The 13780-nt window shown below is 32.9% G+C and carries 14 protein-coding genes and 2 pseudogenes; 7 read left to right on the top strand and 9 right to left on the bottom strand.

Annotated elements, in window-relative coordinates:
- Nucleotides 1–76: 76 nt before the first annotated feature.
- Nucleotides 77–377, top strand: a pseudogene (locus IGL17_RS13640) (IS3 family transposase); the annotation flags it as partial.
- Nucleotides 378–597: 220 nt separating this feature from the next.
- On the opposite strand, the gene IGL17_RS13635 reads toward IGL17_RS13640, so the two are convergent.
- The 3 genes from IGL17_RS13635 to IGL17_RS13625 all read right to left on the bottom strand — a co-directional run bounded on the left by IGL17_RS13635 (nt 598) and on the right by IGL17_RS13625 (nt 5573).
- Nucleotides 598–1308: a Crp/Fnr family transcriptional regulator gene (locus IGL17_RS13635; protein WP_016622422.1), complete on the bottom strand. Its 711-nt coding sequence runs from the start codon at nt 1306–1308 to the stop codon at nt 598–600.
- A 28-nt stretch (nt 1309–1336) separates the two neighbouring features.
- Nucleotides 1337–2839 (bottom strand): thiol-activated cytolysin family protein, encoded by a 1503-nt coding sequence (locus tag IGL17_RS13630; protein ID WP_438724673.1) that lies wholly within the window; start codon nt 2837–2839, stop codon nt 1337–1339.
- A 202-nt stretch (nt 2840–3041) separates the two neighbouring features.
- Complete coding sequence (locus tag IGL17_RS13625) at nt 3042–5573, bottom strand: hypothetical protein (protein ID WP_438839756.1); 2532 nt, start codon at nt 5571–5573, stop codon at nt 3042–3044.
- A gap of 156 nt (nt 5574–5729) precedes the next feature.
- Here IGL17_RS13625 and IGL17_RS13620 point away from each other — a divergent pair, with 156 nt between their 5' ends.
- The 5 genes from IGL17_RS13620 (at nt 5730) to IGL17_RS13600 (ending at nt 9409) form a co-directional block, all read left to right on the top strand.
- On the top strand, nt 5730–6020 hold the full coding sequence (locus IGL17_RS13620) for a recombinase family protein (RefSeq protein ID WP_289867804.1): 291 nt from the start codon (nt 5730–5732) through the stop codon (nt 6018–6020).
- Between the two features lie 66 nt (nt 6021–6086).
- Nucleotides 6087–6812, top strand: coding sequence for a PrsW family glutamic-type intramembrane protease (locus IGL17_RS13615; RefSeq protein ID WP_289867805.1), 726 nt, complete (start codon nt 6087–6089; stop codon nt 6810–6812).
- A 241-nt stretch (nt 6813–7053) separates the two neighbouring features.
- Nucleotides 7054–7746: a TIGR00266 family protein gene (locus tag IGL17_RS13610; protein ID WP_438724675.1), complete on the top strand. Its 693-nt coding sequence runs from the start codon at nt 7054–7056 to the stop codon at nt 7744–7746.
- A gap of 123 nt (nt 7747–7869) precedes the next feature.
- Nucleotides 7870–8895, top strand: coding sequence for a signal peptide peptidase SppA (gene sppA / locus IGL17_RS13605; RefSeq protein ID WP_016617120.1), 1026 nt, complete (start codon nt 7870–7872; stop codon nt 8893–8895).
- Between the two features lies 1 nt (nt 8896).
- Entirely contained in the window at nt 8897–9409 is a 513-nt protein-coding gene (locus IGL17_RS13600; RefSeq protein ID WP_016617119.1) for an RDD family protein, read from the top strand.
- Between the two features lie 154 nt (nt 9410–9563).
- Here the strand turns inward: IGL17_RS13600 and IGL17_RS13595 are convergent, their stop codons facing one another.
- Together IGL17_RS13595 and IGL17_RS13590 are read right to left on the bottom strand one after the other, a co-directional pair.
- A complete protein-coding gene (locus IGL17_RS13595) occupies nt 9564–9851 on the bottom strand; it encodes a bacteriocin immunity protein (RefSeq protein ID WP_016622730.1) in 288 nt (95 codons plus the stop codon).
- Between the two features lie 53 nt (nt 9852–9904).
- Nucleotides 9905–10106: pseudogene (locus IGL17_RS13590) on the bottom strand (leucocin A/sakacin P family class II bacteriocin).
- A gap of 259 nt (nt 10107–10365) precedes the next feature.
- Here IGL17_RS13590 and yajC point away from each other — a divergent pair.
- Nucleotides 10366–10605 carry a preprotein translocase subunit YajC gene (gene yajC / locus IGL17_RS13585; protein WP_438839755.1) on the top strand — a complete coding sequence of 80 codons (240 nt, stop codon included), beginning with the start codon at nt 10366–10368 and terminating at the stop codon, nt 10603–10605.
- A gap of 22 nt (nt 10606–10627) precedes the next feature.
- Here yajC and IGL17_RS13580 read toward each other — a convergent pair whose 3' ends face one another.
- From IGL17_RS13580 to IGL17_RS13565, 4 genes are all read right to left on the bottom strand, one after another.
- Entirely contained in the window at nt 10628–10828 is a 201-nt protein-coding gene (locus tag IGL17_RS13580) for a hypothetical protein (protein WP_010709164.1), read from the bottom strand.
- Nucleotides 10829–11258: 430 nt separating this feature from the next.
- Nucleotides 11259–12272, bottom strand: a complete 1014-nt coding sequence (locus IGL17_RS13575) for a DUF916 and DUF3324 domain-containing protein (RefSeq protein WP_438724678.1) — start codon at nt 12270–12272, stop codon at nt 11259–11261.
- Between the two features lie 217 nt (nt 12273–12489).
- On the bottom strand, nt 12490–13065 hold the full coding sequence (locus tag IGL17_RS13570) for a WxL domain-containing protein (RefSeq protein WP_438724679.1): 576 nt from the start codon (nt 13063–13065) through the stop codon (nt 12490–12492).
- A gap of 71 nt (nt 13066–13136) precedes the next feature.
- Nucleotides 13137–13775 (bottom strand): LPXTG cell wall anchor domain-containing protein, encoded by a 639-nt coding sequence (locus IGL17_RS13565; protein WP_289867781.1) that lies wholly within the window; start codon nt 13773–13775, stop codon nt 13137–13139.
- Nucleotides 13776–13780 lie beyond the last annotated feature (5 nt).

Below are 13780 nucleotides of genomic sequence, written 5' to 3'. Positions count from 1 at the left end.
GAACTCCGAAAAAAATTCCAATCAAAAATTAGAAGTCCTGATTATGAACGTGAGCAAAACGGGAATATTCAAATAAAAAAAACTCTATTTAGATCCTTTTCTTGATTTATTTAATGGTGAAATCTTGTCTTACCGTATTTCTAAATAGCCGAATGCCAAAGCAATTCTTGAGGAACAAAAAGAAGCCATTGATAAAACGCAAGATTGTCAACATCGCCGCACTTTTCATTCTGACCAAGGTCGGGGGGGGGGGGGGACCAAATGAAGCATTACAAAAAGCAATCAACTAGTCTCCAGATCTTTCAAGACATGTCTTAAAACAAGAAACCTACCATGGTATTATTTATTCTAATTTTGAAGAACTAGAACAAGCAATTTAGGAATGGATTGATTATTATAATCATCAACGAATAAAGAAAAAAACAGGGTGCAGTCACGTCCAATTAGGTGAACGGTTCATCGCATAAAAATACCGACCAGATTTCTCCAGTCGGTATTCGGTCTAACTTTCGGGTCTCACTACACTCTAATGACCACCTTGCAACCTTTCAGGAAGCAACAAGTAGTACGCCCTTCCAGTATATATTACTAATAATTTTAATAATTTATTTTTTCCCACTTTTGTCTTTCATTAAGAGCAAACCATTCTTCTATCTTTGGTGCATTAATCTTCAAAATATCTAACTTTAATATTTTTATCTTTCCATTTTCTATAACTATAACTTTCTCTTTTTTTAAATTAGATAACATTCTAGAAACAGATGCTACATGTGATATCCCACAAGAATCACCTAAGTCTTGTAAAGTGGCAATTAACTCTATCGTTATCGTTCCATTCATTTGTTTCTCTCCAAATAAATATGTCCAAACTAATAATTGTCCACACAATGCACCACATTTACCATGAACAGAAAAATCACACAATTTCGACCACACAAAAGTTAATTGTTTTTCTAAGCAGTCAATAACATATCTCATTATGTTTGTGGATTTAGCCATAAATGTAGTTAAATTATCAATAGTTAAAAAATATAACTTAGCTGTATCTGAAACAACTTCTAGATTATATTTACACATTGCTTTATCATTAAATATTGATGTTGAAAGAATAAGTATTCTTCCTTGAATATGCTGTAAAGTGAAAGTAAGACCTTCTGCATTACTTATTGTCATTTTTAAAATACCTTCTTCAACAAAAATATTTGAGTAATTATTTTTCCAATTACTTATTATAAATTCTCCTTTTTTATAGACTTTTGAACATAATCCATTTGCTTGAATTTGCTTTAAAAATATATCATCTTTCATTACTTGTACACCTTCTCTACTATTAATATTAAGGAATGATCTTATTAACGTAATAAGGTGCTAACGTTGTTCCCCATATTGAAAACTCACGACGATTTACATTTGGCAAGTTTTTTTTATCACATATAGTGTGCCAAGAATCCCAGGCTAGACCCGTAGCTTCAATAATTTTAACATTTATATTTCTAGCATTAGCTGGAATAAATATTTGTGATGAAAAGCCAGCTGTCTTGTTCATATCATTTTCAGGCCAACTTACATTCTTTTTTATCTCATTTCCTTTATCATCGTAACTAATTTCATCCCAATCAATATAATAACGTGCTATATATGCTCCACTATGATTCAAATTTATTTCGCCACTATGATATTCATGAACTATAGTCTCTACGTAATCAGTAGCTTTACTAATTAGCGCTTGCTCATTGTCCTTTATAAACATTGTATTAAAAGATATTGGTACTGCTGGACTATTTCTATCAAAATTTTTCCCCTCATCAATCAGTTCATGAATACTACTCAACATACCATTAATAACTTTAACACCTGATTTTGAGCCTCCACCATAAACTATTGCGTTAAATGTAGATTCCTGAATTAAGCTACTTAACTCAGCATCTGAAGAAACATCTTTACCGTTAATAGCTGCATCTACCGCTAGTTTAAATTTATTGCTAGTATTACTTGTTTCAATTGCAGCATATACCGTTCTTCCGTACGATACACTTGAAACAAATACTGGAGGCGCATCATTGTTTACACCTTGTCTTTGTAGTTCATACGGAGTTACTTTTTCCGAAAAATATTCTGACGGTTTAGCTTTAGCTTCTGTGCTTACAGTATAATAAATTTGTTTAAATTTCAGGAAAATACATTGCTTTTCTCCCTTATTGATTGACGAAAAATCAACATTAAGTTTTTGTGCAACTGTTTCAATTCCTAAACCTAATTGTGTTTCTAATTGTGACATACTATATGTTTGTGCTTGCTCACATTCTACTTTTGCTGGTACTTGTTCATATTGAGGGTACTTTTTAATCCATATATCAATCATATCATTGATAGCACTTTTAATGTTTCCACCGTCGGGATGTTCGACAAATCTCTGATTATCGGTACCAGTTAGTCCTGGCAAATCAATTGTAAGAGTCAATCCTTTTTTTTCAGCTGAAATTGGCGTAGGTCTACCCTCTGTCAAGCCTCGATTCGCTAAATATATAGCTCCTGGATAAAGATTTCCTTCTCCTGCAGATAAATAGGATATATCCGAAGAACCATTACTTAAGCTTTTCTTTTTCTTTTCTACTACATAAAATACTCCATTTTTCCAATCTGATTCAGTACTAGGTAAATTACTTATGCTGTCTCCTTGAAATCTTAATATCTTTAACGGATCATAACTAAGCGAGTAAATAAAATCATTAATAGTACTATTTTCTATGTTACTTCCAAAAGCTTTTATTGACTTTACTGAAAAGAAAATTAGAAAAATTACTCCTATTAACAAACAAGTTGAAAATTTTTTATTCATTTTTCATCAACCCTTTCTATTTACTCTATATATATTTTATAAGCAATAGAAAAAAAAGCATTGACATATGTTAAAATGTACCTCGTTAGTTAAATATATTTTTTCTATTTTCTTTTTCATTAACTACCTCCTTTCATCTATCTATTATAAAAAAATTAGAAGAACTTTGTAAATATTAATTTTTTGTATTGAAATTTTTCAATTAATTTATTTCATGTCCTCCAAACCATCTATTTAGTGCATCTTGTAATGCCTCTTGTAATGATTGTCTTTCTCTAGCAAACTTTTCAAGCCATTGAGATAAATCAATAAATTGGTTTTTAAGTTGTTCTCTATATTCTCCCACTTCAATTTTCTCGCTTATTATTATTTTCTTCATCTTTTCCAAGCTTTTTTTAAATTCTTCATCTACATTTAAAGTTACTAAAACTTTTTCGCATATTGAAACTAAAGAATTTATCGCTATATCCTCAACTATATAAAATGACTCTGTATAAAGTTCTTGATTAACCTCATTCAAGTCCAATTTGCATTCTTGAATTGCTTTTTCTAAATCTAAATCTAAATCTTCTAATATTTTTTTTACTTCCATAATATTTTCTTCAGGCTGTAGAAGTAACTGCTTGTGTGTAAAAATTTCGGATAGCCTTTTTAAATTTTCTTCAGAATACGGTAATGTTGATACTACAGTATTCAAAATCCCCCTGGCCCGTTCCAGAGTAGGCAAATAGTTCAAAAGAATCATATTATTTTCTTCATTGTCAGATTTCATGTTACTTAGTGATTTTTGTATTACTGGTATATTACTATATATTTGTTTTGTTGATATTTGTTCAATTTTCTTTCTTTCTAACTGTTCTAACATCTCAAATAATTGGTTCAAACTTTTTATATTGTATGGAAAATACATATCACAGGCTATGCCATTTATCCGTTCAAGCATTTTTAGTTCTTGAAGAATACACTGATTTGTATCTTTTTTATCTTGTATATTATCAGTTGTTGCAGACTCAAGATCTTCAATAAACTGTATATTATTAACTACTTGCTGTATTAACAATTCATTGAACTGTGTAGGTTGATACGCCTCTATTTCCTGGCTACCAGAATCCTCTCCAAGCTGTGTAGGTTGATACGCCTCTATTTCCTGGCTACCAGAATCCTCTCCAAGCTGTGTAGGTTGATACACCTCTATTTCCTGGCTACCAGAATCCTCTCCAAGCTGTGTAGGTTGATACGCCTCTATTTCCTGGCTACCAGAATCCTCTCCAAGCTGTGTAGGTTGATACGCCTCTATTTCCTGGCTACCAGAATCCTCTCCAAGCTGTGTAGGTTGATACACCTCTATTTCCTGGCTACCAGAATCCTCTCCAAGCTGTGTAGGTTGATACGCCTCTATTTCCTGGCTACCAGAATCCTCTCCAAGCTGTGTAGGTTGATACGCCTCTATTTCCTGGCTACCAGAATCCTCTCCAAGCTGTGTAGGTTGATACGCCTCTATTTCCTGGCTACCAGAATCCTCTCCAAGCTGTGTAGGTTGATACGCCTCTATTTCCTGGCTACCAGAATCCTCTCCAAGCTGTGTAGGTTGATACGCCTCTATTTCCTGGCTACCAGAATCCTCTCCAAGCTGTGTAGGTTGATACGCCTCTATTTCCTGGCTACCAGAATCCTCTCCAAGCTGTGTAGGTTGATACGCCTCTATTTCCTGGCTACCAGAATCCTCTCCAAGCTGTGTAGGTTGATACGCCTCTATTTCCTGGCTACCAGAATCCTCTCCAAGCTGTGTAGGTTGATACGCCTCTATTTCCTGGCTACCAGAATCCTCTCCAAGCTGTGTAGGTTGATACACCTCTATTTCCTGGCTACCAGAATCCTCTCCAAGCTGTGTAGGTTGATACGCCTCTATTTCCTGGCTACCAGAATCCTCTCCAAGCTGTGTAGGTTGATACGCCTCTATTTCCTGGCTACCAGAATCCTCTCCAAGCTGTGTAGGTTGATACGCCTCTATTTCCTGGCTACCAGAATCCTCTCCAAGCTGTGTAGGTTGATACGCCTCTATTTCCTGGCTACCAGAATCCTCTCCAAGCTGTGTAGGTTGATACGCCTCTATTTCCTGGCTACCAGAATCCTCTCCAAGCTGTGTAGGTTGATACGCCTCTATTTCCTGGCTACCAGAATCCTCTCCAAGCTGTGTAGGTTGATACGCCTCTATTTCCTGGCTACCAGAATCCTCTCCAAGCTGTGTAGGTTGATACGCCTCTATTTCCTGGCTACCAGAATCCTCTCCAAGCTGTGTAGGTTGATACGCCTCTATTTCCTGGCTACCAGAATCCTCTCCAAGCTGTGTAGGTTGATACACCTCTATTTCCTGGCTACCAGAATCCTCTCCAAGCTGTGTAGGTTGATACGCCTCTATTTCCTGGCTACCAGAATCCTCTCCAAGCTGTGTAGGTTGATACGCCTCTATTTCCTGGCTACCAGAATCCTCTCCAAGCTGTGTAGGTTGATACGCCTCTATTTCCTGGCTACCAGAATCCTCTCCAAGCTGTGTAGGTTGATACGCCTCTATTTCCTGGCTACCAGAATCCTCTCCAAGCTGTGTAGAGTGAGGAAAAAAAGTATCTCCAACTTGACTACTTGCAATACCTACACAAGTCACAGCTGTTGCTAATCCTAACATTCTTTTCTTTTTTGTTACCTCTTTTTTTTTGTTCAAAATAGATTTGTTCATTTTCAACTTCCTCCCCTATATTTACTAAATAAAATTTACAAAAAAATATTTTAACTAAAAATGGGTCAACAACTCATTAACATATGTTAATGAGTTGTTGACCCATGAAATAGTAAACTTATTCTAAATTTATAATTTAAGAAGGGAGATAATTATTTGTCACTTTATGGTTATTCAAGGGTTAATAATAAAAAATATGTTAAAAAATTAAAAAATATTAGAGTAAAAAAGATTTTCATTGAAAAATCTATAGATTCTGAAAACGAACTAAAAAAACTACTTTCCTTAGTACAACCCAAAGATGAAATTTTAGTACCTAAAATTAATTTATTTACAAAAAATATAGTTGATTTAAGTTCTATAGTATCCACTTTAAATGTTTCTGGAATCTCTGTAACTTTTATAGACGATAATCTTACTTTTAAATGTACACCTAATAATAAATAGATTTTAAGAATGAAAGAGATGACTTTTTGAAAAAAATAATTTTATTTATTAAGCATTGCAATAGGAATGGGGTATGAACTTTCCACTCTAGGTACAGAAATTAGTAATTCAAACTATTTAAAAATATTGCTTGGGATATATATTATTCCTGGTATTTTATTATTAAAAATGCTTAGTACAACATTAAAAATACGAGCTTATTTCATATCTATAGGAATTTTTAGCGGTTTATTCTCATCTGGTTGGATAAGCGGAGAGTGTAATTCTAATTTAGAAAACCGTTTGTTAAATTTCTTTGATTCGTCAGAGATAATTGATAAATGGTCAGCAGCTGTAACAGCTCCTTTTGTTGAAGAAGGTTTCAAAGTTATTTGTGTTCTAATGATTGTTTCGCTGTTTCAAATAACCGATATTAAACCAATTTTTCTTATAGGGATTTCTGTAGGCTTGGGCTTCCAAATTGTAGAAGATATTTCTTATATTATTGGAGAAACAAATTCTTCTCAATTATTTTTCGAACAAGTTTTTGCTAGAATTTCAAATGCAATTTCTTCTCACTGGGCATACACAGGTATTTTTTCAACGGGTATAGCTTCTATTTTGAAAAAAATTCAAATTTTTTCAAAGAAAGATATTTATTCATTTGTGGTAGCTCCTATTATTTTGCATTTTTTATGGAATTCACCAATGAATGAGTTCAGTTTCAAAGGTATTAAATTATTACCTCCTATCCTATCCGTTGTAACTCTTCTATTTGTTTTAAAAATAACTTTAAAATTACTAAAGACTTAACCGTAAGCTGAAATAATTTTCCTGGATATGGAATACGTAGATACAATTTCTAAAAAAGTAAACGAGATAAAGAGATATGTAGAAAATGAAAAAAATTCTTTAAGATACTGCCAGAATTCTAACAGTCGTTGAGTTTTGTTATATTAACTTACAAAAATGTTAGAAAAAATTATTTTTTTATTATTAAAAAAATAATTGATAAGTTATACTACTGATAATAAGTAAAAAGGAGTTTAATACTATGCAATACAAGACAATCGGAAAAACTTTTCCATTGGTAGAAGTGGCCTTACACATAGGTGAAAGTATTCTATTAGAAAGTGGGGCACTAGTCTATCACAATAGTGAAATTAATTTAGAAGGAAAAATGAATAGTAATGGAAGATCTGGATTTGGCGGAGTCATTAGTGCTATCGGTCGTTCAGTGTCTAGTGGTGAAAATTTTTTTATTACAAAAGCATCTGGTCTAACAAATACAGCAAAAATTGCTTTGGCACCAGCTACATTAGGAACCATCAAAGAACTTAAGGTAGACAGTGAGCATTGGCGATTAAATACGGGAACATTTTTAGCTTGTGATGCAAGTGTTTCTTATAATATGAAACGTCAAAAGCTAAGTGGAGCCATTTTTGGGGGGACTGGAGGATTGTTTGTAATGGAGACAACTGGTTCTGGATCATTATTGATCAATAGCTATGGAGATATCACGGAAATCCACTTAGATGGAACTACACCATTTGTTGTAGATAATCACCACGTTGTTGCATGGTCAGAATCGTTAGATTACAATATCAAAATTGCTTCTGGAAAATTTGGTTTTACAACAGGTAAAGGTTTGGTTAATGAATTTACTGGAATAGGTACAATTATTATTCAAACAAGAAGCATTAAAAAAGAAGCTAACAGTGAAGGGATAGTAGAGTCAATATTGTAGTATGGCTTAAACTTATATGCGTTAACAATTATTTATCCGAAAGAAAAATACTAACAAAAATGATTTCTTTGACAATAAAATTTAGCTAAGAAGAAAATAACTACTTACTTTTAGGAGGAAACTATGAATAAAAGAAGATGGACAGCTATTGGTATCGCAGCAGCATTGTTTATTATATCAATCATTATTGCTTTTATACCGGAAAAAGAAACCAAAGAAAATACTTTGACAGGAATTAATAGAATTTTTTATGGATCAAATGAGTTAATAGAAGAGACTTTAGAAGAAGGGAAAGATAATAAAAAAATAGTTAAATTATCAGTTGAAGGAACTATCGCCGACACTGGGGAAAATAATCTATTCAGTAAAAAAACTTACAACCATCAAAATTTTTTATCCCAAATAAAAAAAATACAAGAAGATAACACCGTTAAAGGTGTTTTACTTGAAGTAAATTCTCCTGGTGGTGGAGTTTATGAAAGTGCAGAAATCGCCAAGGAATTAGAAAAAATTAAGCAGTTAAAAATTCCAATTTATACAACTTTTAAAGACACTGCTACCAGTGGAGGATACTATATTGCCGCCAATACGGATAAAATCTTTGCAACCGAAGAAACCACGACAGGTTCTATTGGGGTTATTATATCAAAATTAAATTATGCTGGGCTGTTAAAAAAACTAGGTATCACAGACTCAACATATAAAAGTGGAGCTTTAAAAGATATGTTGTCTTCCGAACGAACCCCAACTCCAGAGGAAAAAGAAGTCATACAAAATTTTGTTATGAGCTCTTACAAACGTTTTTTAAATATTGTTGCAAAAGGCCGTCACATGAACATTGACGATGTGAAAAAAATTGCAGACGGTCGTATCTATGATGGAACTCAGGCCCTAGAAAATGGTTTGATTGATAAAATAGGATTCCCTGAAGACGCTTTGAAGGACTTAAAAAAAGAGAAAAAATTAGAAGATGCCAAAGTTATTGCATATAAAAATAGTACTACTGATTTTGCTTCTTCTTTGCTTGGAGTGAAACTAGCAGAGTGGCAAGGACTTAAAGCAAACACTTCTGCTCAGTTATTTTCAATATTGGAAAAACTAGGAACCTCTGAGGCTCCTAAACCAATGTATTATTACGGAGGTAGTTAGTATGAAAGTAGAAAATTCAAATTTTACAAATGAAGAACAAAGAAAACAGTTTCCAAATTATTTTTATGCTGGCTTTTGGTCACGCTTCTTCGCTTTTTTTATAGACTATTTGTGTATTAATATTCTCACAAGTGCAACTATAGGTTTAGTATATAAGCTTATTGGCCTAAAAGCGGATTCTTCAATTATAACTATTTATGGTTTTTTTTCATTGGTCATTTATTTAGGTTACTTTGTTCTTTTAACCAAATTAAATGACGGGCAGACGATAGGAAAAATGATTTTTGGACTAAAGGTAGTTAGTTTTCAAGAAGATGCACTTAGTTGGCAAACAGTTCTTATTCGAGAATTATTCTGTCGTTTTATCTTAAAAAATATTTTCTTCTCTATTGGATATCTAATAACGATTTTTACTCCCAAAAAACAACATATTGGTGATTATTTTTCAAATACAAGTGTGGTGAAACTAAACTTCTTAAATTGTTATAAATATAAATTTATAAATCAAAATTGAAAGAACGAGCATTTAAATGTCTTTATTGCATAATTATAATTACCTAGCAATATTTTTGAAAATGGCTTAGAATTGCTCTCTCAAATTTACAGTAAAAAAACTCACTGCTCTATAATCGGCAGTGAGTTTTTGTGTAATGGACGCTAGTTTATAATTATCTAATAGGTACTTTTTCAGAATAACTATAGAATTGAGACTTATCTGTAAAATTAGCTTTATATTTACTGTTAATTCCAGCCTTTTTAGATATATCTCCTAATTCAATTAATAACTTTTCATCATTTCCTAAAAAATGAATTTTATTGTCAAATCCAACAATATAGATATAATTCACCATTTTATTTATTAATACTTCTGGATATTTTTCGCTATCTATTTTTTTATAGACTTGCAACAAAACATGTGTAATATCTAATATAGCTTTGGTCTTATCACGCTTCATTAAACTATTATATAGTTCATGAATTATTTTTTTGTTTCCTCAATATCAATCATTTAAATCCTTCCTCCACTAAAACTACCAAACAAATTATCTCCCCAACGTTTAACTCCTTCTGACCAAGCTTGTCCCTAATTTACTATTGCAATACACATCATTTCCATAATACGTAGCAGCTTCTATATTTGTTCCTAATGCTGTAAAACAAATCCCAATCATACCACAAATAACTAAACCTTTAACTAATTTCTTTTTCATGAATGTTCATCTCGAAAATAAAAATTAGAAAACGTCTTCTATATAGAAATTATAGAAGCATTGGTATAGTTTTGTAAATGTTAAAACAAAAGAATTTTCCTAACATTTTTGTAAGTTGGTATCCATCAATTCCAATTGTTTTTACCTGATTATTGTACCATTTCATTCGAAACAAATATTGCCATCAATACTTTCTTTTTATAAAATAGCCTTGATGTCTATATATAAATTTTCAAATTAACAAGGAGAAATGAAACCGATGCTTATCATGTTGCTAGTTATTGTTGCTATATATTTTTATCTGTTTCGTACACAAAAAAAGCAACAAAAAGAACGACAAGATTTTTTAAACAATTTACAACTAGGAGACACTGTTGTGACTATTGGAGGATTACATGGAGTAATATCTGAAATATCCTCAGATAAAAAGAAGATAACTCTTGACTGTGAAGGCGCACTTTTCGACTTCGATCAACAATCTATACGAACGAAAAAATAAGCAGAAAGGAATCCCTCTCTGCTTATTTTTTTCTTTTATTTGGCAAAGAATAGCCTAATTCTTTCAACTGTTTTTTCGTGACCACATGACGAAATTCTCCATCAAAAACGATCACTGTATATTGATTTATCACTTCAACTTTTCCTTTGAGCGTTTGTCCCATAACAGATTGACAATGCACAAATGATCCGATATCTATTAAATCCTTACTTTTTTTGGCCAAAACACAACCTCCGAAAATAATAATTAAAACCACCTATCTAGTAGGTGGTTTGGAAGAAATAGTCTCTGAAGAACAATTTCAACGTAACAGTCTATAAAAATTTTATCGTATTTACTTTCCTATTTCAATCTTAACTTCCCTAAAAAATCTTGGTACAATTATTCATGACTTTTATTTAACTAGGAGGAAATCATGAATATACTCTTCTTAAGTATCTGCCTTTTTTATATAGCCACTATCTTAACAGGAATTTATCACTGGCGAAATAACAAAAAGAAATAAATAGGACATTTAGAAATTTTCCATCCCAAAATAAAAAGGTAACAATCGCAAAAAAATCGAGGTTTAAATTCATGACACTATTATATTGAGGGTGCGATCGTTACCTTAGTTCATTTTACCAATTTTTTTGCTAATTTTAAATCCCTCATTATTTCTTCTTTTTCAATACAACTATAAGAATAATCAACAGTAAGAAAATAATTCCTACTAAACCAAGTACTAACCACTGAACGTTTCTGCTTTCTTCTTTCTCTGAAACATCTGTTTTATTCAATGAAGTAGCTTTTTCTTCTGTAATTGTAAATGATTTTTTTAATTGCCATTCTTGCTTTTCTGACCTTACGGTCATTTTTAACGTATACTTCCCTGCCTTCATCTCTTGTTTTTCATAATAAATTGGAAACTGAAACAGACTACTAGGCGCTATTTGCATGTCTTCTTTCTTTTCACTTAATACTTCTTTTCCACTAGCATCTGTTACACTTGCTTCAATCGATACTTTATTAATATAGTTTGCAGTTTTATTTTCAATTGCTGCACTAACTACATTCCGACTATTTACCTGTGTAGGGGTTACTTCTTTTAACGTAACGGCATTTTCTACAGGTGTTTTATCTCCATGGACAAGTAACGCAATAGCATAGGCAAATTTATTTTTAAACATCCCTTTTGTTTCATCTGAAGTCTTTTCTTCTGTAACATCCCGAAGAGTAATTCCTCCTGCCACAACCCCTGCATAATCTTTAGTCGGAACAGAAACATTTACTACAAAATCTACCGTCTGTTTAGGGGCAATTGTCTGCTTTTCTTTTTCAAAAGAAGCAACTTTCGTAATATCAAAAGGAACACTCGAAGTAAGTTGATTTTGAGTCTTGCCATATTCCACTACACCGTTAATATTGGTGGTTGCTGGACTCAATTCCCCTGCCACTTCAATTGCTTCCTCCGAATTGTTTGTTACATGTATAACCAAAGGGACAGATTCATTCACAGGTAACGACAAATCAAAATATGTTTTGCTTTTATCCACTTGATACGCAGATTGTTCTGCATTCACTGAAAAATCTGCTTGATTTTCTGTCGCTACTCCCGTAAGGGAAAAACCTATTAGACTGAGTAGAGAAATGATTCCTACTCCTATGTATACTGCTATTTGTTTCATACTCTTTCATCCTTTCTAATCGTTTTAATTAGTCCAATTACTAAAATCATGGGAAATGTATAAACAATTGTCTGCCACCAAGTATCTGTAAAGCCACTAAATATAGGCAGTTGTTTAATGTTTCGTACATATCTCTTACTTTATTCCCACTATTAAATGTCCCCATTCTCCTTTGAAAAAAGGGAAGCGATTTGCTTCCCTCTTTTTCTTTTATTATTTATGGTGCTGGCGCATCCGTTAATGTCCAAGTTAAATCGGCAGTATATTGTTCTGCTAATTTTGCAGATGTCCCAGGAACTTCTAACGTTACTCCTGTGTTTGCTGCCCATGTTCCAGTTGATACACCATTTCCTTGACCATTAGCTGCGTCTAATACTTTAACTGCCGAATCTGGTGTTAAAATACCATCTGTTACAGTCACTGTCTCACCGTTATCATTATTAGCTTGCCCTGAATGTAATGTTACTTGTGCACCTACTAACTCTTTCATACTAGCTGTTTTTAATTTCCCTGCTGTTACTGTTAAATTCCATCCAGCTGAAGAACCTCGTAAATCAGTTACTTGTACTTTACTTTCGTCTTGCGCACCATAAGTTTCCGTTGTAGCTTTTATTTCTTGTGCCCCAAAATTAAAATCAGGCACTTGATCCAAAGTTAAGTCTCCTGCAGTAAAAGTTACTTTCCCTGTAGAATTTTGGTTTTGTGGTGCTGCATCTGCAGAAATTGAAGAGAATCCAATCCCTCCTGCAATCATAGCCACTGTTAATGCACTAGTCAATTTCATTGATTTCATAAATTTTCTCCTTCTTTCTAAAAAATATTTATATAAACAAAATCTAAGATTTGTTCATTCCACTTGTTTAGCTACTTTGTTATATATTTCCGATACATCCCATAAATAGTACTTGCCAAAATAAGGATACCTAGAATCATCCAAACGGATGACATTTTGACACCTGTTTTTGGTAGGTTTCCTTTTGCTTTCTTAGCGACTTCTTGTTTTTGAGCTACAGGCTTTTTACTGCTTGTACTTTGATTTTTATTCGTACTCTCTACAGGTATTGTTGATTGCGTTGTACCACCTGTTTTTTTACTTTTTTCATTATAAGCTGTAACCTTTACAGAAGGTTGATCAAATCCCACTTCAAATGAGATTGGGGTTTGATCTAGTTGATACCCCTTTGGGCTTTTTGTTTCCACAAACATATATTTTCCTGGAAACAATCGGGTAAGGTGTATTTCTCCTTTTCCATCTGTCGTCATCGATTGAGCTACTTCTACTACTGTTCCTTTTTCATCTCGTAGTTCAAACGTCGCATCTGATAATACTTCTTTTGTTTCTTTATCCTTTTTTTGCAAAGTTACAGAGACTTCAATCGAACCATCACCAGTAAAGGTAATTCCAGCATGACTCGTTTTAGACTCTGCATAAGTAGTAATGCCTAAACAAAAAGTCAAAACCATTAAGCCACCCATTAACAACCATTGATAGATTTTTTTCATCGCTT

The sequence above is a fragment of the Enterococcus sp. AZ088 genome, from assembly GCF_051714845.1.
GTDB lineage: Bacteria > Bacillota > Bacilli > Lactobacillales > Enterococcaceae > Enterococcus > Enterococcus faecalis.
Note: the sequence above shows the minus strand (reverse complement) of the source record. Positions and strands in the feature narration are given on the sequence as shown.

Excerpts from the sequence above, each read along its gene's own strand:
- yajC (WP_438839755.1), top strand. The coding sequence starts at position 10,366 with ATGCTTATCATGTTGCTAGTTATTGTTGCTATATATTTTTATCTGTTT.
- sppA (WP_016617120.1), top strand. The coding sequence starts at position 7,870 with ATGAATAAAAGAAGATGGACAGCTATTGGTATCGCAGCAGCATTGTTT.
- IGL17_RS13610 (WP_438724675.1), top strand. The coding sequence starts at position 7,054 with ATGCAATACAAGACAATCGGAAAAACTTTTCCATTGGTAGAAGTGGCC.
- IGL17_RS13635 (WP_016622422.1), bottom strand. The coding sequence starts at position 1,308 with ATGAAAGATGATATATTTTTAAAGCAAATTCAAGCAAATGGATTATGT.
- IGL17_RS13570 (WP_438724679.1), bottom strand. The coding sequence starts at position 13,065 with ATGAAATCAATGAAATTGACTAGTGCATTAACAGTGGCTATGATTGCA.
- IGL17_RS13625 (WP_438839756.1), bottom strand. The coding sequence starts at position 5,573 with ATGAACAAATCTATTTTGAACAAAAAAAAAGAGGTAACAAAAAAGAAA.
- IGL17_RS13600 (WP_016617119.1), top strand. The coding sequence starts at position 8,897 with ATGAAAGTAGAAAATTCAAATTTTACAAATGAAGAACAAAGAAAACAG.
- IGL17_RS13615 (WP_289867805.1), top strand. The coding sequence starts at position 6,087 with ATGGGGTATGAACTTTCCACTCTAGGTACAGAAATTAGTAATTCAAAC.
- IGL17_RS13595 (WP_016622730.1), bottom strand. The coding sequence starts at position 9,851 with ATGAAGCGTGATAAGACCAAAGCTATATTAGATATTACACATGTTTTG.
- IGL17_RS13565 (WP_289867781.1), bottom strand. The coding sequence starts at position 13,775 with ATGAAAAAAATCTATCAATGGTTGTTAATGGGTGGCTTAATGGTTTTG.
- IGL17_RS13575 (WP_438724678.1), bottom strand. The coding sequence starts at position 12,272 with ATGAAACAAATAGCAGTATACATAGGAGTAGGAATCATTTCTCTACTC.
- IGL17_RS13630 (WP_438724673.1), bottom strand. The coding sequence starts at position 2,839 with ATGAATAAAAAATTTTCAACTTGTTTGTTAATAGGAGTAATTTTTCTA.